This window comes from Psychrobacter sp. CMS30, from assembly GCF_904846565.1.
Taxonomy (GTDB): domain Bacteria; phylum Pseudomonadota; class Gammaproteobacteria; order Pseudomonadales; family Moraxellaceae; genus Psychrobacter; species Psychrobacter maritimus.
This window is the reverse complement of sequence record NZ_CAJHBF010000018.1, coordinates 49386-69367: the sequence shown is the minus strand read 5'-3', so window position 1 is coordinate 69367 and position 19982 is coordinate 49386. Positions and strand designations below refer to the sequence as shown.

General features: G+C 41.7%; 17 protein-coding genes. 6 read left to right on the top strand and 11 right to left on the bottom strand.

Annotation, left to right across the window (positions count from 1 at the left end; genetic code table 11):
* Positions 1 to 148: 148 nt before the first annotated feature.
* Positions 149 to 814 carry a YcxB family protein gene (locus JMX94_RS10165; protein ID WP_201565228.1) on the bottom strand — a complete coding sequence of 222 codons (666 nt, stop codon included), beginning with the start codon at positions 812 to 814 and terminating at the stop codon, positions 149 to 151.
* 542 nt (positions 815 to 1356) lie between these two features.
* On the opposite strand from JMX94_RS10165, the gene serS reads away from it, so the two are divergent.
* From serS to JMX94_RS10140, 5 genes are all read left to right on the top strand, one after another.
* Complete coding sequence (serS, locus tag JMX94_RS10160; RefSeq protein WP_201565227.1) at positions 1357 to 2643, top strand: serine--tRNA ligase; 1287 nt, start codon at positions 1357 to 1359, stop codon at positions 2641 to 2643.
* 325 nt (positions 2644 to 2968) lie between these two features.
* Entirely contained in the window at positions 2969 to 4966 is a 1998-nt protein-coding gene (gene tkt / locus JMX94_RS10155) for a transketolase (protein WP_201565226.1), read from the top strand.
* A gap of 225 nt (positions 4967 to 5191) precedes the next feature.
* Positions 5192 to 6550, top strand: a complete 1359-nt coding sequence (locus JMX94_RS10150) for a hypothetical protein (RefSeq protein WP_201565225.1) — start codon at positions 5192 to 5194, stop codon at positions 6548 to 6550.
* Positions 6551 to 6864: 314 nt separating this feature from the next.
* A complete protein-coding gene (locus tag JMX94_RS10145) occupies positions 6865 to 7608 on the top strand; it encodes a DUF3239 domain-containing protein (RefSeq protein WP_201565224.1) in 744 nt (247 codons plus the stop codon).
* Positions 7609 to 9024: 1416 nt separating this feature from the next.
* On the top strand, positions 9025 to 9345 hold the full coding sequence (locus JMX94_RS10140) for a hypothetical protein (RefSeq protein ID WP_201565223.1): 321 nt from the start codon (positions 9025 to 9027) through the stop codon (positions 9343 to 9345).
* A 159-nt stretch (positions 9346 to 9504) separates the two neighbouring features.
* On the opposite strand, the gene JMX94_RS10135 is transcribed toward JMX94_RS10140, so the two are convergent.
* The 4 genes from JMX94_RS10135 to JMX94_RS10125 form a co-directional block, all read right to left on the bottom strand.
* Positions 9505 to 10344 (bottom strand): IS3 family transposase, encoded by an 840-nt coding sequence (locus tag JMX94_RS10135; RefSeq protein ID WP_227673602.1) that lies wholly within the window; start codon positions 10342 to 10344, stop codon positions 9505 to 9507.
* Positions 10332 to 10502, bottom strand: a complete 171-nt coding sequence (locus JMX94_RS13305) for a hypothetical protein (RefSeq protein WP_227673600.1) — start codon at positions 10500 to 10502, stop codon at positions 10332 to 10334. The genes JMX94_RS10135 and JMX94_RS13305 overlap by 13 nt, the downstream gene beginning before the upstream one ends.
* Positions 10503 to 10553: 51 nt before the next feature.
* A complete protein-coding gene (locus JMX94_RS13300; RefSeq protein ID WP_227673599.1) occupies positions 10554 to 10853 on the bottom strand; it encodes a transposase in 300 nt (99 codons plus the stop codon).
* A gap of 81 nt (positions 10854 to 10934) precedes the next feature.
* On the bottom strand, positions 10935 to 11540 hold the full coding sequence (locus tag JMX94_RS10125) for a YceI family protein (protein WP_201565222.1): 606 nt from the start codon (positions 11538 to 11540) through the stop codon (positions 10935 to 10937).
* 225 nt (positions 11541 to 11765) lie between these two features.
* Here JMX94_RS10125 and JMX94_RS10120 point away from each other — a divergent pair, with 225 nt between their 5' ends.
* Positions 11766 to 12761, top strand: a complete 996-nt coding sequence (locus tag JMX94_RS10120) for an NERD domain-containing protein (RefSeq protein WP_201565221.1) — start codon at positions 11766 to 11768, stop codon at positions 12759 to 12761.
* A gap of 198 nt (positions 12762 to 12959) precedes the next feature.
* Here JMX94_RS10120 and JMX94_RS10115 read toward each other — a convergent pair whose 3' ends face one another.
* The 6 genes from JMX94_RS10115 to JMX94_RS10090 all read right to left on the bottom strand — a co-directional run bounded on the left by JMX94_RS10115 (position 12960) and on the right by JMX94_RS10090 (position 19914).
* The gene (locus JMX94_RS10115; RefSeq protein ID WP_201565220.1) at positions 12960 to 13928 is read right to left on the bottom strand and encodes a DUF4424 family protein; all 969 of its coding nucleotides are present in this window, start codon (positions 13926 to 13928) and stop codon (positions 12960 to 12962) included.
* A complete protein-coding gene (locus JMX94_RS10110; RefSeq protein WP_201565219.1) occupies positions 13921 to 14892 on the bottom strand; it encodes a peptide ABC transporter ATP-binding protein in 972 nt (323 codons plus the stop codon). Before JMX94_RS10110 ends, JMX94_RS10115 begins: the two co-directional genes overlap by 8 nt.
* A complete protein-coding gene (locus JMX94_RS10105) occupies positions 14882 to 15928 on the bottom strand; it encodes an ABC transporter ATP-binding protein (protein WP_201565235.1) in 1047 nt (348 codons plus the stop codon). The genes JMX94_RS10110 and JMX94_RS10105 overlap by 11 nt, the downstream gene beginning before the upstream one ends.
* Positions 15929 to 15971: 43 nt before the next feature.
* The gene (locus JMX94_RS10100) at positions 15972 to 16886 is read right to left on the bottom strand and encodes an ABC transporter permease (RefSeq protein WP_025650615.1); all 915 of its coding nucleotides are present in this window, start codon (positions 16884 to 16886) and stop codon (positions 15972 to 15974) included.
* Positions 16887 to 17036: 150 nt separating this feature from the next.
* Complete coding sequence (locus tag JMX94_RS10095; protein ID WP_201565218.1) at positions 17037 to 18053, bottom strand: ABC transporter permease; 1017 nt, start codon at positions 18051 to 18053, stop codon at positions 17037 to 17039.
* A 220-nt stretch (positions 18054 to 18273) separates the two neighbouring features.
* On the bottom strand, positions 18274 to 19914 hold the full coding sequence (locus tag JMX94_RS10090; protein ID WP_201565217.1) for an ABC transporter substrate-binding protein: 1641 nt from the start codon (positions 19912 to 19914) through the stop codon (positions 18274 to 18276).
* Positions 19915 to 19982: the final 68 nt, after the last annotated feature.

The following is a 19982-nucleotide window of genomic DNA, read 5'->3' as shown; positions in this document are numbered from 1 at the left end:
ATTAATCGTGGTCTGTAATTGATTTACCTAAGCCACGGTGTCTTTACTATTTAGTCTTTGCTATTAAGTCTACATTATACAATTTAAGCTATCCAATCTATTCTATTCTATAAGGCTAATACTTCATGCCAACCGCCTAGCAGCTGATTTATACTTTTGCAGGTGGTTGCAAGTTTTCAGGATTTAAGCCTTTAGCAGGAATGACTTCTAGTAAATGCTGACGTACCGTATCGATTGGAAACTTCTGTGCTTGTAAGCGCTTTGGAACGATTTGGCTGCCTTGCTGACCTTTCATCTCAAACATCATAAAGATATAGTCATCGGTCTCATCCCAGCTTTTAATCGACGTCCAAGGGATAACTGCTTGCTGAGTGCTACCGGGACGCATTTGCATGCCGCGCATCTGATTGCTATTAAACATATCAGGTTGATTGACTGGCATTGCCATCACAAGACCATGCTTTTGTACGCCCAATTTCATCTGGCGCATCTCATCGGGCATCTCTTGGTCAGCGACTTGTTTTTCAAACTCTCTTTTGACATACCATTTAAAGCCAAGGGTACGCACCAATAGATAAATAACCACAGACGCTAGCATGAGCCAAAAAATAATGGTCGAGTAACCGGTCAAAAAAACCAAACCAGCAAGGGCTAAAATGACAACCACTGCCATAATAATCCACTCTTTCATCTTAATGCTCGACAGACCAAAAGACGGGCTGGCACTGGCAAATAGCTCATACTGTGCTTGGTGAAATTCAGCCTCGGTTAAGTTTAAGGCGACAGGTTGTAGCGTGTAGGGGTACAGGGCCATAAAGGTTTCTCAGATACGTATGTTAAAAGCGTGGGATGAAAAGCGCCAAAGCGAAGCTGTAATACTATGCTTGGCTGGGCTTGGCTGGAAGTAGAATAAAGATATGCGCTTATCTTACCGAAAACTGCCCTTAAATGAAACATATAAGCGGCTATGCTGACGGATAGCCCGGTTATTTCTCAGATAGCATCGTTATTTATAATAGCGTCAATGATAGAACTTGATTCATAAGAGAATTGTGCAGCTCATATTACTGCTTATTTAATCCGTAAAGCTAGCGCAAAACAACAGGCAAGATTGTGGCAAAATATAGCCAAAACATGGTCAAATCTGCTGGGTCTTGGTATGATAGTGGCTATCATTTATTCTTATGATTGACATGGCGTCATTGCGAAGCTTTATAACGATATTATAAGGCTTTGCGCGCCATTTTTTGTTTTACCTCATTACATGGCTAATTAACATAGCTACTTAACTACTATACTTAGCTACTATTTCCCCTTTTAATTTCTTACTCACTTTTAGCGCTACAGGCAACTATTATGATTGACCCAAAACTCTTACGCGGTGATTTAACGGATTTACAACAGCAGCTGGCCACTCGTGGTTATACGCTTGATATGGCGTTTTGGCAAAATATTGAAAACGAACGTAAGTCTTTACAAGTCAAAACGGAAGAGCTGCAATCGCGCCGTAATGCGGGTGCTAAGCAAGTGGGTGCGCTAAAAAAATCGGGCGAAGATGCCAGCGAATTATTGGCTGAGATGCAAAGTGTCAGCGGTGAGATTAAGACCGCTGAAGACGAGCTGCGTACCTTGCAAGAGCGCATTAGCCAAGCGGCCATGCAAATCCCAAATATTCCAGCAGCAGATGTGCCCGTTGGTACGTCAGAAGATGATAACGTTGAAGTGCGCAAATGGGGTACGCCGCGCGCGTTTGATTTTGAAATTCAAGACCATACTTATATTGGCGAAACGCTGGGTATGCTCGACTTTGAAGCCGCTGCAAAATTAACAGGTAGCCGTTTTAATGTGTTAAAAGGTCAGCTTGCGCAGATGCATCGCGCTTTGATTCAGTTTATGCTCAATACCCATACCATCAAGTACGGCTACACTGAAACCTATGTGCCTTATATTGTGAACTCTGAAAGTCTAAAAGGTACGGGTCAATTGCCGAAGTTTGAAGATGATTTGTTTAAATTGACCAATCATACCAATAACGAAGGTACTGACTTTTATCTGATTCCAACGGCTGAAGTACCCATGACCAACTTGGTACGCGGTGAGCGTTTGGATATCAAAGAGTTGCCATTAAAATTCACTGCGCATACACCGTGTTTCCGTAGTGAAGCGGGCTCGCATGGCCGTGATACCCGTGGTCTGATTCGCCAGCATCAATTTGAGAAAGTTGAAATGGTTAATATCGCCACTAGCGAGCAATCAGATGACTTACTTGAGGCAATGACTGGACAAGCTGAGTATATCTTACAGCAGCTTAATCTGCCGTACCGCGTGGTCAAATTATGTACCGGTGATATGGGCTTTGCCGCACAAAAAACTTATGATATCGAAGTTTGGTTACCGAGCCAAGATACCTATCGTGAAATCTCAAGCTGCTCAAACTGCGGTGATTTCCAAGCACGCCGTATGGGCACGCGCGTTAAAGATGGCAAGCAGACGAGCCTAGCGCATACGCTAAATGGTTCAGGTTTGGCCGTTGGTCGTACCTTATTGGCAGTAATGGAAAATCACCAAAACGCCGATGGTAGCATCACCATTCCAGAAGTGTTGCGTCCGTTTATGGGCGGTGTTGAAACCATATCAGCCTAAGTAATTCAATGTTTTTATGAATGGTTATAAGCTGCGAGTGGCTATCGAGTGGCTACATTGACCGCAGTTTGTGGTTAGGAATCTAATATTGTTTATCGTTTAACAAAACTGATAGGAGTGATTGCTAAATGCAAACGCTTCTATCAGCGCATTTTTAGTTTGGCTTATGGCAAATATGTTAAAATTGTCATTTAATATTGTCGTTTAATTAGACACCTAATTCTTAAGAGCGTTTATCGCACTCTTATTCTATTGTTTCATGTCTATTGTTCCACCGATTTTTTGCTTGTCATCCATACTTCTCATTTGAATATTAGGACACTCTATGCCAGCTCCGATTAGCGAACGTAAATTAGCCAATGCCATCCGTGTGTTGTCGTTTGATGCGGTTCAAAAAGCCAACTCTGGACATCCGGGCGCGCCGATGGGCATGGCTGATATTGCTGAAGTTTTGTGGCGTAAGTTTTTAAAGCACAACCCAGCCGATCCACAGTGGCATAACCGTGACCGCTTTGTATTATCAAACGGTCATGGCTCGATGCTTATTTACTCATTGCTGCATTTAACGGGTTATGATGTCAGCGTTGACGACCTAAAAGGCTTCCGTCAGCTGCATTCAAAAACCCCAGGTCATCCTGAGCTTGGCTATACCCCAGGTATTGAAACCACGACGGGTCCACTAGGTCAGGGTATCGCCAATGCCGTTGGTTTTGCGATTGCAGAAAAGACGCTTGCCGCGCAGTTCAACCGTGACGGTCATAACATCGTCGACCATCATACTTATGCGTTCTTGGGTGATGGCTGCTTGATGGAAGGTATCAGCCATGAAGTTTGCTCGCTAGCGGGCACATTAGGATTGGGTAAGTTGGTATTCTTTTATGATGACAATGGCATCTCAATCGATGGTAATGTCGAAGGCTGGTTCACTGACGATACGCAAGCTCGCTTTGAAGCCTATGGCTGGCAGGTTATCAAAGTCGATGGTCATGATACCGATGAAATTACGCAAGCAACTGAGCAAGCGATTGCTGAGACCACTAAGCCAAGCTTAATCATTTGTAAAACAACGATTGGCGCGGGTAGTCCAAACAAGCAAGGCTTAGCAGCCAGTCATGGTGCACCACTTGGTGATGACGAAATTGTCTTAACCCGTGATGCGCTATCTTGGAAGCATGCACCGTTTGAATTAGATGATGAAATCTATGAAGCGTGGGACGGTAAAGCAAAAGGCGATGTACAACAAAAGAACTGGGATGCGGACTTTGAAGCTTATAAAAAGGCTTATCCAGAATTGGCAAGCGAGCTACTACGCCGTTTAAATGGTGAATTGCCTGCTGACTTTGATAGCCAAGCACAAGCCTATATTCAGCAAACCCAAGAGCAGGGCGGCGATGTCGCCAGTCGTAAAGCCAGTCAAAATGCCATCAATACTTTGCAGCCATTATTGCCAGAGCTGTTAGGCGGTTCAGCGGATCTAGCAGGCTCGAACCTAACGCTATTTAAAGGCGCAAAAGGCATCGAGAAAGATGCTGATGGCAACTATATCTATTATGGCGTGCGCGAATTCGGTATGACAGCGATTGCTAATGGTATCGCGTTGCATGGCGGCTTTATCCCTTACGTGGCGACCTTCCTGATGTTTATGGAGTACGCGCGTAACGCCGTGCGTATGGGCGCATTGATGAAGCAACGTATCATCCATGTCTATACCCATGACTCTATTGGTTTGGGTGAAGATGGCCCAACGCATCAGCCTGTTGAGCAATTGACCAGCCTACGTACCACGCCAAACCTACGTACATGGCGTCCGTGTGATGCGACCGAATCTGCTACTGCTTGGGTCGAAGCGATTAAATCAGAAAACAATCCATCTGCATTGATTTTCAGTCGTCAAAGCTTGCCACATCAAGCACGTGACAGCGAGCAAGTCGCTAACATCACTAAAGGTGGTTACGTATTAGCAAAAGAACAAGGCGAGCTAAAAGCAATTATCATCGCAACAGGTTCAGAAGTTGGCCTAGCGATGCAAGCATATGCAACGTTGAGTGAAAATGGCGTTGGCGTCCGTGTAGTATCTATGCCATGTGCAGAAATCTTCGTTGAGCAAGATGCTAGCTATCGTGAAGCGGTATTACCAAGCAATATCCGCGCACGTGTTGCTGTAGAAGCCGCGCATGTGGATTACTGGTATAAGTTCGTTGGTCTAGATGGCAAAGTCATCGGCATGACGACTTATGGCGAATCAGCGCCAGCAGATCAGCTCTATAAAGAGTTTGGTATTACCGCTGAAGCAGTGGTTGATGCGGTAAATAGTTTGGTGTAATTAACCTAACTTAGTTAGCGTTTAAAAAAAGAGCTACCGGAGAAATCTGGTGGCTCTTTTTTATGTTAAACTAGTAAAAATATGTTGACTAGTATTTATAAAAATCTATAATTCTATTTGTAATAAAAAGTTATTTTAAGTTTTTAATATGTAACAAGTACATGTGGTTTGGTGCATAGCATAAACCATTAAACCATTAAATAACTTTCTTAAGCGAGTCCTTGCATGCCAAGCATCCATCCTATCAAAAAATTAAGCTCTGCTATTATTGTTATCTTATTTGCCACATCATTAACGGCTTGTGGTGGTGGATCCGATTCTGATAGTCAGAGTAGTAATAGTCCTGATAAACCTCCTGTCACTACTAAGCCTAGTGACAAATGTAACGACGTTACCACTAGTAATTCAGGACAAGCAGATTTAGATAAAGATGGAATAGTTGATAACTGCGACGATGACATTGATGGTGACGGTATTGGGAATTCAAAAGATGCGAAACCTCTAGACGCTAATATTGCTGGTATCAGCACTAAATCCTATCGAGGAAATGGTTTTGGTTATGTGAACGCGACAGAAATTGCTTATTTTAATGCAAAAAAACAGCTTATCGAAAGAGAGTATTTATCTTCTTATAATCCTGAAAGAGCTAATTATTTACAGCAATTTTTCTATGATAATAAAGGTCGATTAGTTCGTCTTACAAAGACTTATGGTACTAGTACCAAAACTGATAGAGTTGAGGTTTGGGTATACAATCAAAAAGATCAGTTGATCGAGCATAAAACTAATTCTGATGGAGATAGTGTTTTTGAAGAAACGAAAACCTATGAATATAATTCAAATAGTGACATAGCGCAGATAACAGAGAGTGATACGAGTTCTACGAATTCGTTTGATAACTTGACAAGAATGTATTTTTATAATAATCAGAATCAGTTAGATCAAATTAAGACCGATGAGTCTAATAACGGCACTATAGATCGGATTACTGATTTGACTTATGATAATAATAATTACCTTAGCAAATCTGCTTTGTACTATGTTGATACTGACGAAAGTACAAATAACGAAACTAAAAAGTTATATCGGACTCTTGAATATACTTATGATGACGAAGGAAATGTATTGTCTACTGCTTTTGACTCCACATCAGCACTAAATACTTATACTTATAATCGTGAAGGAAATATTATTAGAAAAATAACTAACGAAAGTGAAGGGATATTAATTACCACTACTGAAGTAACTTACAATAAAAGTAATTTAGCGACCGGCGCTACAACTAAGTACGATAGCTATCTCAATCTGCAAGGTGATACTAATAAGGCCGAGTACAACAACTCTGGGTACTTAATTAAAGTTTTGAAAGACGTTAGTCTGGATGGTAATGTTGACCAAGAAATTATTTATAGTTATCAAGGTAGTGTACCGATTAAATATAATGTAGCGCCATTTTTAGACCTAGGTGGATATTCCGATAGAACGCCCACTGCTATTAGTATTTTGAATGAAGTTAGTATTGGCTATAAAGCAGGCGTAGTCAAAAAATCTTGCTACGATCAATTAAGTATTTATAGTTGCTAATTTTAGTCGTAAAATTTTTTAAGCATCACCTGTTGAATAAAGCATAATTATTTTATAGTGGGTTAATAATTTAATTATGCAATCTATCGAATTTTCAATAAAAGCACCCGTAGCAATACGAGTGCTTTTATTGTTAAACAGCAGTGTCAAAAAAATATTCATGGTATTAGAGGTAATATTATTAATACTTTTGACTATTATGGTTATAAAAACAAGCTAGCGACAATATATGAATAAATGGATTAAATTAGACAGTGGAAAGACTGATTTTAAAAGTCTTAAGACATATTTAGAGTGGATGAGATTAATATTCAATGAGAAAAAATTATACAGTAGATAATAATAGTGTCGCTTCAAACCCTGGTAATACAGCGTTGAATAAAGGTGTATGGTTTCGTCATAATATAACGACTGTAAGTACGTTATCACTATTTTTGATTTGCTCATTATTGGCTACGATAGTCGTCGATACCACGTATTCATTCATCTTAGTCATTGCAATTTTTATCAACTTTTATTATTGGACAAATAAAAGGGAGCATTTTTTAAGTGGTCATTCAAATGGTGGTATTGTTGTAGGTGTTCATCCTACTCTCGTTGCTGTGAATGGAGACTTAAGCAAAGGCTACGGTTATTTTCCAGTTGTAAAAATAATGAAACGAGCTTCATTAAACAACGTGTCTATTGGCGATAGAGTGCCAACAGTTGCGCTTTATACTGCCTCAACTAATGAGGGTTTAGCGCATTGGCTAGACTTCAATCCTATTCCTTTATCTTATGCTACTAATAATGTAAAAGTAACAAACTTAGCAATACAAAGTTATCCAAATGAGCAGTGGGACCAGTTAGAAAAATATTTATTGGAGTTGGAAAAACTCCATAAAACAGGTTTGTATCAGGTCGATAAAGAGCAGAGTAGTTGGAATGAAATATCGAGCGATTCTATGAGCGTTCTAGATGATCTTGAAAAGGGAGATAAAAGTATAGACTTCAAGAAAATAGTAATTGCCGTGATTATATTCATAGCTGTCTTATATGGGCTTAAGTTTTTTATTTAATAGATATCAACCTAATGAATTGTTTTTTGAGAAAGCCACCCTATCCCTAAAACCTACCTTTAAGGGTTTTATAAGCGAAACAGTTATCAACGTGGCTATGTGGCTCAAGCTCGAAAAAGACGTTTATCATCGCTTAAACAATGTCACCATTAGCCAGTGGCGGCAAGCAAGTAAAACTTATACCAGTCGCACATCACTATGAACGCATAGATTTTATGTTGAACTGAAGATAGTATTTGCCTAGCGTATCAATTCTAAAACATGTTTATTATTGATGTCGGTAGATAAACTTTGATAATTATTAATAGGGGTTTTTGATATGTCTTATTTGACTTGTCCGCACTGTCATAATGATGAAGTGCCTAGGGAGGCTTCGGTATGTAGAGGTTGTCATACAGAAGTGCACTACGGATATTCAATAAAGGCGTACTGTTTTTTATTCATAGGAGCTGGTGTTTTAGCAATAATAGTCGATAGCACTATCGGAATGTTTGCTAATACAGCTTTTTTTACTGCCCTAATTGGTGGCTTCATATATATGCGTATAAAAGCTAAAGATAGAGTCATTTTTAGAAGATATAGAAACTAATCAAGTTATTAAAAGCTTAAGTATTTTATCGATGCACTGGGCGCAAGCTATGATAGTCAATATAATTGCCTTATGATTTGCCAGTCGTCCCAACATGACTCGGGACATATATCGCTATAACCTCTTTCATGACAGAGTTCTTGATATTGCTTTTCAGTCATACTGATGCAGCTACAGTTATCGCGAATTTCTAAAACTTCTACTTCACTTAGAGATTCACCCTTCTGATTTTCCATTTTTAGTAAAATACTGACGAGACTTGGAATTGGAACTAACATATATAAATATTTCCTGTAAACGCACAATATGACAAATTTTTGGTGAAGGTCAAAAAGGTAACAGCAAAGTACTGGTCTAAATACAGGGTTGGAATACTGCTGAGGGCTAGCGAGAAAATAGTAAAGCCTTGCTATGTCTGAGAGCTATTATGAAAGAGTACGCGCGAGGGACGAGCGCCGAACGAAGCCCTTAAATAAAACCGACCCATGCCGCGCATATTTTCCCACTTTTAAAGCACTCATATCTAGAGGCTAATCTTTTTATCTCTTGGCTTCCCGTGATTTTCAAATAAATTAAACTTTTTATAGTTGCCGATGCTCGGCTTTTAAAAGCTTTGCGAAATAATTGACATTAACTAATTCTCGGTTTTAACCGAGCTTAATGTAATGTTCTATATTGGACCGTTATTAGTGTTATATCTGGTTTGCTAATTTAAAGCGTGTTTAAGGACGTGTACCTGTTTTGTACTGGCACATTGATTAGACATGAGGATTGACTTACCATCAAGTATCTAAGTGTTTTATATAATATGATTCAGGAGAGTTATCATGTCGAATAAATCTGTTAAAAAACAAGCGAAAGATGAGATTACGTTAAGTAAAAAGGTTCAAAAAAAGCTAAGTAAGCTGAATCTGCAGCGTCAAAAAGAGCAGGATAAAATAGACAAGGTACGTCAAAAAGAGCTTGCCAAGTTAGATAAGCAGCGTCAAAAAGAACAAGACAAAGTAGATAAGAAGATTCAAAGAATGATAGACGATATCAACCAAAAGGCGATGAAAAAGCAAGAAAAGATAGATACCAAAATTCAGAAAAGAAGAAATAAAATAGACAAAGCTGGCATAGCAGAAGACCAAATATGGCAGTACTAAAAACTTTAGAAAATATGGTTTTAAAATTTAATCGATTTTCGAGTGATTTTTCAGGTCATAGCGTTTCTAAATAATGGGGTTTTTCTGTAAAGAGTATCTTAAAATCTACTGTGTTATCTACCCAACTTGAACTGACCCCCAAATGTTGGACGGTTTAGTTTATAACAAGGACTGAGTTCTGTATTGCACAGGACTCAGTCCTTTTAATTTAAGTTGAATACGCTCATGATTATAATAATGCATATACTCATGAATCTGTTTCTCTAACTGCTCAATAGTTTTCGGTTTCTCAATATAAATCGTCTCGCGCTTCAGCGTACCGAAGAACCCCTCCATCAGTGCATTATCTAAGCAGTTGCCTTCTCTGCTCATACTTTGCTTAATTCCATGCTGTTTAAGCGTCGTGCTAAACGGTTTCATTTGATAATGCCACCCTTGATCTGAATGCAGCATTAATCTCTTACCACGGCACGCCTTTGTCTTATCTAAAGCACTAGCTAGCATCTTACCAACTAAGTCATAAGTGGGTCTCTTTGAGAGCGTATAGGTGATGATCTCATTGTTATAACAATCAAGTATGGGTGACAAATACAGCTTATCATCACCCACCTTAAACTCAGTAATATCGGTCAGCCAGCGCTTATTTGGTTTATCTGCATGAAACTGGCGCTTTAAATAGTTCTTCGCAATCTTGCCTTGTTGTCCTTTGTAAGATCGGTACTTCTGACGTCTTATCTTTGCGCTAAGCTTCATGTTACGCATCAGCTTAGCGATGAGCTTATGGTTATGATAAACCCCTAACTGCTTTAGCGCGGCCGTGACTCTACGATAACCATACCTGCCTTTATGCTTGTGGTATATCTGAGCAATATGATGTTTTAAGTCTGCATATTTGTCTTTAACATCAAACTGACACCTATGGTAGTAAAAGACACTCTTAGCCATCTTAGCGATGTTTAGCAAAGCAGATAAAGGGTGCTCTTGTCTTAGTCCTTCGATGAGCCTTGCTTTTTCAAAGCTTGTTTCTTCTTCTGTTTGAGCAAGGCATCCAGCTTTTTTAGGTAGGCGTTCTCCGCACGTAGGTACTCATTCTCACGCTTAAGCTCTGCTAGCGTCTTTTCATCATCTGGCTTGTCTGTAATAAAGGGTTTACTCATGGCGGTTCTACCTTTAGGTTTGGATATTAGTCCAGACATACCATAAAGCCGCTACGCTTTGTGCCAGTGGCTAATTAAGGCCGGTGAGCTGATGTTAAACGTTAGAGCGACCTCGGATTGACTTAATCCTTCCTTAAGCATGGTCGTAATCACGTGATGTTTAAACTCACTGCTGTATTTGGCCTTACTTGTCTTTGGCTTAATGGCATCTATGCCACCGCTTTGGTATTGTTTAACCCATTTTTGTACAAGTTTCGAATCTACTTTAAACTTCTCACTTGTGGCAAGTCCGGTATGTCCTTGCCGATAGTATGCGATGACTTTTATCTTAAAGTCTAGGTCGTAATGCATAAAAATACCCCATAAGTTGTGTCCAACTTATGGGGTTCAGTTCAACTTAGAACTTCTAAGTTGGGTTTTTTTGTCACTCAATTAATTAGCAGCAATCAGCTTTCCTGATATCTCAAGCGGGATGATATTGCTAATAATTTTTGGGAAAGCCGTCACCCCGTAGTTATAGCGATCTACCATGCCCGTCGCGCGAAACTTTAATATCGGTTGTGCGGTGACAGGGTCAATTTCGACATCAGATAAAGTCACTCTTACCGTTAACGGTCTGGTTTGACCTAAAGCGGTAAAGTCGCCCGTGACACTGGCTTCTTTAGGTGTAATCATCTTGATTTTTTTTGAGACAAACGTCATCGTCGGATATTGCTGTGTGTTTAGCAGCTCCTTACGGCGTAAAAAAGAGTCACGTAGCCTGCGCTCGGTATCGATACTATTGGTATGTACGGTAAAATTAATGGTCGTACTCTCAGGCTTTTTGACGTCATAATTGATCGCCCCATTTACCTTACGAAACTTACCGTCAGTGGTCGCCTTGCCTAAGTATTTGACCTCAAAATCTGCGCTGGTTTTCGGCACATCTAGCTTCCACTTTTGTGGCATCGTATTAGCGGCCAGTCCCATTACCGGTAAGGAGAATAATAAAGAGGTGCTTAACGTGATTTTAAGCCAAGAAGCGGCGCGTGTATTCATACGTATGATCCAAAGAGTAGTATTAAAGTCGTCAGTATTGAAAGTACTTTTAAAGTGGTTTTAAAGTAGTACTGAGCTTTATAGCCTAAATAATAATGCGATAGCGTACTACAACTGTGCTGTTTCAATGTATTATTAAAGTTATGGGTTATTATAAAAGTAAGCATTAGTAAGGGATTATCGCTTAAAATAAGTAGTTTAATCCTTTATATAGTAGAAACAATCATGTCGCTAATGTCCAGCTTTAAAGGTGTTTTAGGCGAAACCGTCATCAACATTGCCATGTGGCTAAAACTTGAAAAAGACGTTTATCATCGCCTGAATAATATCACTTTGCCATTAGCCAATGGTGGCAGTACCCAAATCGACCATGTCATCGTTTCTATATATGGCATCTTTGTCATCGAAACCAAAAACTATAAAGGTTGGATATTTGGTAATGAGAAGCAAAGACAATGGACGCAGGTCATCATGGGTCGTAAGTATAAATTTCAAAACCCGCTCAGGCAGAATTATCTGCATATCAAGACATTAGCAGATTTGTTAGCGCTAGATTTGAATTATTTTCATTCGATGATTGCGTTCATTGGCGAGTGTGAGCTTAAAACTCGCGATGAGTTACCAGAGCATGTATTGACGAGCGGCATGGCATCTTATGTGAAGAAAAAACAAGATAAGTTCTTGAGCGAAGATGAAGTTAAAACTATCATTGAGCAGATTGAAAGTAATAGATTTAGTAAATCTTGGAAAACCAATAGACAGCATAAAGCCTATCTAAAAGACAAGCATAGCCCATCAAATAAACCAGCTAATCAGCCTGCGTCTGAGCCAATAGTAAAAGAACTCCCTAAAAAAGCTACCCTTCAAAGTAGAGAGGTGATGCGATGGTCTGGTCAAACGGAAGTGGGGCAGGCTGCTGATATCGCTATTACGCCGTCTATTAGGACTCAGCTTATCGATGAACAGACTAACAATAAACTGCTTAATAATGATGAGTTTTTTATCACCCCTTTTGAGGTTATAGAGTCAGAGCCAAAAACAAATAAAACGGCGACCATTGAGCCGATAAACCAAACAACTATTTTAGCTCAAATACCTAATTGCCCTAAGTGCAATAGCGAGATGGTTAAACGCGTTGCCAAAAAAGGCCCGCAGCAAGGTCAGACCTTTTTTGGTTGTCGTCAATTTCCTAAGTGTCGCGGCGTGGTGAATGTTGATTAGCTATTAGTAGGTATAGGCCGAGTACAGTTAGTAAAGCAAACCGTCCCATGCCTCGCATATTTTCCCAATTTTAAAGCATTGGATGCTGAGGCTAATAATTTTATTTTCTTGCTTGTTTTTGTTCACTAAAACCTAGATACAAGACGACTGTCGAATCAAGTTTTATCGACGCGCTAGACGTACTCTAAAAAATAACGGCTACTTCATAATAAAAGCAACGTCAAAATCATGGGTTGGCACAAAATTACTTTCTTTTATCTCAAACGTCGTTGGTCCAATTTTTTTGACTTTGCCCTTACCTTTCCAGCAAAACGAGACCAGCTCGTTAGGGTCACGTTTGACGGTCAATTTGAAACTGGCAATTGGTTTGGCCCAGTTTGCCCCCGTCGTTAGGATATAGCTTAAGGCATGATAGGGACGACCGTTCTTATTAAAGGCTCTCTGAGTTGAATCATCTACGCAAAAATCCCCGTATTGCCCACTGTCCAAATCTACAGAGCCACCCACTAACGGTTTATACGTGTGTTTGACCTTGGTGATAGTATTGGCTTTAAAAGTTTGCTCCCAACTATAAATCACCTGCGAATCCCAAGTCATATAAAGACTTTCTCTATCATATATGAATTTATCTAATGCCTTATTATTACAATCTAAAAGCTGTTGATTGACGTAGTCAGTATCAACTTGATACGTCCAAGGTCCCATCATATCAGCCTCGTTAAGACCACACGACTTGAATATTTCAGTCGTATCAAGAAAGATGTCTGCATAGGTTCTATCGCCATCTTTGACAACAATTGGACGCATAAAAGTACGGACATGCTGATCAGGAATGATAGGCTTACCATTGACCCAAAGTTTAAAATTATTATAAGTGGCACTAGTATCAGCGTAATCTGAGTCTGTAAAACTGGGCACAGCTGGCATAGGAAAAAGAACCGTCTCGGTAATGTCTTTATTGCTTAGATTTTTAAACTCATAATTGACGCGCACTTCATCTTTTGAGATGTATAAATCTTCGCTATGCATGCTGATATCTTTATTTTTAATATACTCAACGCCGCCTGCACCGACATAGCCGGTAGAGTCATTGGCTTGGGCAGCAGTCATCGCTATCAGCACAGCACAAGATAATGTACCGCTAAACACAAAATGTCGCTTATCCATATATTTCTTCCAAACGTAAACACGCAACCAATCGACCGTCCCACTCTCGCAGTTTTGGTTCTATTTCACTGCATTGTTGTTTGGCATAAGGACAGCGTTTGTGCAGGGCGCAGCCACTTGGCGGATTAAGCGGACTTGGCAGCTCACCATGTAGGGTTAAATCATTTTTATGACCGCTGACAGTCGGTGCCGCTGCCAATAGAGCAATGGTATAAGGGTGCTTTGGGGCATTATAAATCGCTTCTTTAGACCCATGCTCGACGGCTTGACCTAAGTACATCACCATCACATCATCCGCGACATGGCGTACTACTGACAAATTGTGTGAAATAAACACGTAAGCGGTATGATATTCGTCCTGTAAATCCATAAACAAGTTTAACACTTGCGCTTGAATCGAGACATCGAGCGCGGAGGTTGGCTCATCAGCGACGACAATTTTAGGATTAAGCATCATCGCGCGGGCGAGGGCAATTCGTTGACGCTGTCCACCTGAAAACATATGCGGATAACGGCCCGCATGTTCGGGACGTAGACCGACATGTCGCATCATCTCGTTTATTTTGTCACGCTTTTCTTCTTTAGATAGTTTGGTATGAATATCTAAGGGTTCAGTCAATTGATAGCCAATCGTATGACGCGGGTTTAGGCTGCCATAAGGGTTTTGGAATACCATCTGAATTTCGGTACGCAATTCTTTTAATGCTTTTCTACTATAACCGGTCGTTGCCTCATCGTTGATAAACAGCTCGCCGTCAGTGGGCTCTTCAATGAGGGTCAACTGGCGGGCAAGCGTCGATTTACCGCAGCCTGACTCACCAACGACCGCTAGCGTTTTGCCCGCTTCAAGCTCAAACGAGATACCATTTAGCGCTTTAACATACGCTTTAGGCTTGCCCAATCCTTGCGATACCGGGTAATGCTTGTGTAGGTTGTCTGCTTTTAAGACCACTTTATGACTCATGCTGTGACTCCAAAGTAGCAGGGTGAGGGGTGGAGGTGCGAGAAGGTAGATTAGGCAATTCAGAGTGAATACAGCGCACTTTGCCATTGGGCGTATCTAAAATGGGCGGTGGTACTTCACAAGCAGGTTCTTTATACGGACAACGGGGAGACAACAAGCAACCGCTTGGGCGATCATATTGGCTTGGTACCACACCCGGCAAACTATTGAGCCTGTCTTGACCGATAGCCAGCTCAGGGATGGCTTGTAGCAACGCTTCGGTATAAGGATGGGCAGGATGTTGAAAAATCTCCGGCACTGTACTGGTTTCAACCACTTGTCCGGCATACATGACGGCGACATCGCGTGAGTTTTGTGCGACCAAACCCAAGTCATGAGTAATCAAGACCATTGCCATTTGTTTTTCGCGTTGTAAGCGCCCGAGCAAATCCATAATTTGTGCTTGCACCGTGACGTCAAGCGCCGTGGTTGGCTCATCGGCGATAAGCAGTTTTGGCTCGCAAGCAATCGCCATCGCAATCATAACACGCTGACTCATACCGCCCGATAATTGATGCGGATATACTTTGAGTCGATTTTTGGCATCCGGCATCTCAACCAGTTCGAGCAGCTCTAAGATACGCGCCTGTACCGCTGCACCGCGCAGTCCAAGATGCTTACGTAGTACTTCACCCAATTGCATCTCAATGGTGAAGCTTGGATTTAGACAAGACATCGCATTTTGAAAAATCATAGAAATATCTTTGCCAATGATGCCGCGCTTTTCTTTGGCTGACATACTCAGCATATCTTTATTATCAAACATCACCCGCTTGGCACGAACTGTCGCAGAGGGCGGCAGAAGCCCCATGAGCGCCATCATAGTGACCGATTTACCTGAGCCTGATTCACCAACGACGGCGATGACTTCGCCTTGGGTGATTTTTAATGACACGTCATCGACGGCGCGAAAAGCACGTGCGCCTTGACCAAAAGTGACCGAAAGATTTTCAATATCTAACAACAGTGGCGCTTCTTTTATTAACGAGCCATTCATAGAAGTATTGGTAAGCGCTGTTTTATCTAAGGTATCAGTCATCTTAGGTCACCTGCTTTAATTTAGGATCTAGCGCATCGCGTAAGCCATCACCCGTCAGGTTAATCGACAAGGCAGCTAAGAAGATGGCGACACCCGGCCAAATAGCGAGCCAAACATTACTTTGAATATATTGCCGCGCTGTACCGAGCATCGCGCCCCATTCGGCATCTGGCGGTTGCACGCCAAAGCCTAAGAAACCAATTGCGCCTGCTTCTAAAATAGCAGAGGAAAAAATCATCGTTGCTTGGACGATAAGTGGCGCCATACAATTTGGCAAAATGGTTATAAATAATAAGCGCAGCACGCCAGCACCCATGACTTGCGAAGCAACAAAGTACTCACGTTGTAGCTCTACCATGGCCGTCGCGCGTGTCAGACGGATAAAAGGCGGCGTACAAACCAAGGCAATGGTAATAATGGTGTTGGTCATAGACGGCCCTAAAATAGCCGCAATAATAATCGCCAATAGCAAGCTTGGATAGGACATCAAAATATCATTAACCAACATCACCGCCTTGCCCCAAACCTTTGGCCAAAACGCGGCGCTAAGCCCTAGCGAGACGCCGACCAACATGGCAAGGGTCGTCGCACTTAGACCGATAAACAACGAGTAACGTGCGCCATACATCACCCGAGATAAGGTATCTCGACCGGCATCATCAGTCCCAAGCCAAAACATCGTATCGCCGCCACTTAAAAATGCGGGCGGCAATTGCTCTTGACCGGTAAATAATTCATAAGGGTCATGCGGCGCAAGGGCGGGCGCGAGTATGGCAATAATCACCATCAAGGCCAGTACTATAAAACCAAGTACCGCGCCTTTATTGCGGCAAAATGTCGATAAAAATAGCTGCCAAGACGACGGCGGTGTGGCTGCCATCAGCTTAAGATCAGAGGGAAGAACAGAAGGCTTCATGAGCATTTCCTACAGTGGCTAGTGCTTTGCTAATATTTAAAGTTTAGAGTTTTAGCCTTAATAAGTCTTAAGCATTTGCTAAAAAATCACTCAAAACCATGCAAACACCAATAGCCACTATTTATAATATGAGTATTTATCAATGTTAAATTAAGAAGTATGTCTGATGCGCGGATTGATTAGACCATACAAAATATCAATAAATAAACTAACCAAAATCAAGGCGGTGGCGACCAATAAGATACCGTTTTGCACAATAGGATAATCACGGGTAAAGAAGCCATCGAGTAGCCAATTACCAACACCCGGCCAACTAAAAATAGTCTCAGTGATAATAGCGCCAGCGAGCAAGGTTGCCATTTGTAAGCCAATCACCGTCACCACAGTAATCAAGGCGTTGCGCATGACGTGTACCAATATCACGCGGCGCGGCGATAAACCTTTAGCGCGCGCGGTACGCACATAGTCTTCATCCAATACCTCCAGCATCGCCGAGCGCGTCATACGTGCAATCATCGCGAGTGGAATGGTCGATAAAGCAATAGACGGTAAGATAAAGTGTTTTACCACGTCCCAAAATGCGCCAGGTTCTCCTGAGGTCAAGGAACCTAATAACCATGAGCCATATAAAGGTTTGACGTCTAAAAACTGCGCGACAGATATCACACCGGCGACGGGTAATAGGCCTAGATAATGGGCAAATATACCGGTTAAGATAGGTCCTAATAAATAAATGGGCATAGAGTAGCCAGCCAGCGCTCCTGACATCAAGGTGTAATCAATCCATGTACCACGGCGCAGCGCGGCAAAAATACCTAAGCTCACCCCAATGATACTGGCAATGACAATGGCGCACACAGCTAGCTCTAAGGTTGGTACAAAATGGGCAAAGAAGTCTGGTAATACGGGGGTACGGGTACGAAAAGATACCCCAAAATCACCGGTCAATATACCGGTTAAATAATCCCAATATTGGATAACGAGAGGTTTGTCTAAACCAAGTCTTTCTAAGGCACGAGCATGGAGCTCTGGATCGACCATACGCTCACCCATCATAATCTCGACGGCATCTCCAGGGACGAGCCGAATCAGGGTAAAAGTAGATAGCGTTAAGCCAAGATAGACAGGAATGAGGATGGCAATACGACGCAAAATATAAAGTAGCATGGGCTGCTCAATAGTTATGGTTCAATAGTTATGGTTTAATAATTCTAAGTCGATGACTAGAATGTTAGTAATGATGAGAATATCGGTGACAGAATGCTTAACAAAGCGCTTGCTTAACAGGGTGCTTAATTCATATAAATACGGCTGGAGCAGAGTATCTGACCCAGCCGAATAGCAATTAAACAATCGTGCATGTCGTACCGGACTTCATCAGTTAAGATTATTCAATCTTTACACCATCGAAGCGTATTGAGCCAAGTGGACTGATTTTATAATCGACGACGTTTGGTGCGGTGAATACCGTTACCACCGAATGCGCCATCGTGGTCCATGGCAGTTGCTCTTTAAATATCTGCTGAGCTTTTACATAGTCATTGACGCGATCTTCTTGGTTGGTAATCTGACGGGCGTTGGTTACTAAACTGTCAAAGTCTTTATTACACCAGCGTGAGTAGTTATTGCCACCGACCGCATCACAAGATAATAGCGAACCAAGCCAGTTATCTGGATCGCCATTGTCACCCGTCCAACCTGCTAAGATAACATCAGGCTCACCTTTAGCGGCGCGTTTTAGATACTCGCCCCACTCATAAGTGACCAGCTTGGTATTAACACCAATCTTCGCCCAATCTGCTTGCAACATTTCAGCCATGAGCTTGGCATTCGGGTTGTAGGGGCGCTGAACGGGCATATACCAGAGATTAATGGCAAGTTTGTCAGCTCCTGCTTCTTTCATAAGCGCTTTGGCTTTTTCGACGTCATAAGGCGCATCTTTAATTGATTTATCGTAACCCCATTGCGTTGGTGGCATAGGATTAGTCGCTTTAAGCCCTTCGCTTTGATAAACGGCGTTGATAATAGCGTCTTTGTTGATAGCCATATCTAATGCTTGACGAACTTTAAGGTCGCTAAGCTTTGGCTTTTCAACGTTATAGCCGACATAACCGATGTTGAAGCCGGGTTGATCAAGCACGGTGGCCTTACCAGATTTTTTAACAGACTCAATTTCGGCAGGTTTTGGATAAGCGGACACATGACATTCGCCAGCTTGCACTTTTTGCGCACGAACCGCCGAGTCTTTAGTGATAACAAATACAAGATTATCGATATGAATATCGTCTTTGTTCCAATAATCTGGATTTTTGGTATAACGAATTTGCGCATCTTTTTGGTAGGATGTAAAGACGAAAGGTCCGGTACCTACTGGTTTGGTGTTGATATCAGCAGCATTACCAGCAGCCATTAACTTGTCTGCATATTCAGCAGAATCGATGTAAGCAAAGGCCATCGCTAGGTTTTGCAGAAACGGCGCGTTAGTTTCACTTAGGGTGATTTTTACGGTATTTTCATCGACTTTTTCGATAGTAGAGATAAGATCAGGCAATCCCATGCCGACTGAGTACGGGAACTCAGCAGGATAGGCTTTATTGAATTCAAAATCAGGATTGGTGATACGTTCTAGCGTAAAGACTACGTCGTCCGCATTAAAATCGCGGGTTGGGGTAAAGTAATCGGTTTTACCAAACTTGACACCTTTACGTAGATTAAAGGTATAGGTTTTGCCGTCTTCGCTAATAACCCAGCTTTCGGCTAAGGCTGGCTGAATCTCAGTGCCATCTCTTTTGAATTCTACCAAGCCGTTGTAGATAGGATAGGCGCTCGCATCAAAATCCGTACCTGCCGTATACTGTGCGGGATCGAAGCCAGCAGGGCTGCCTTCTGAGCAATAAAGTAGGGTTTTCGCGGCTTTGGCGTCTGAGCTGGCAGCAGTTCCGTCAGTGGTTTTGTTGTCGCCGCTACAGGCGCTGATACCTAAGATAACCGTCGCCAACAGGGTCAATTTGAAAAGTGATTTTTGCATTATTACATCCTATGTAATTATAATTGGTTGCCAAGCATCTTTATAAGTTCGTTTGCGAACCATAGATA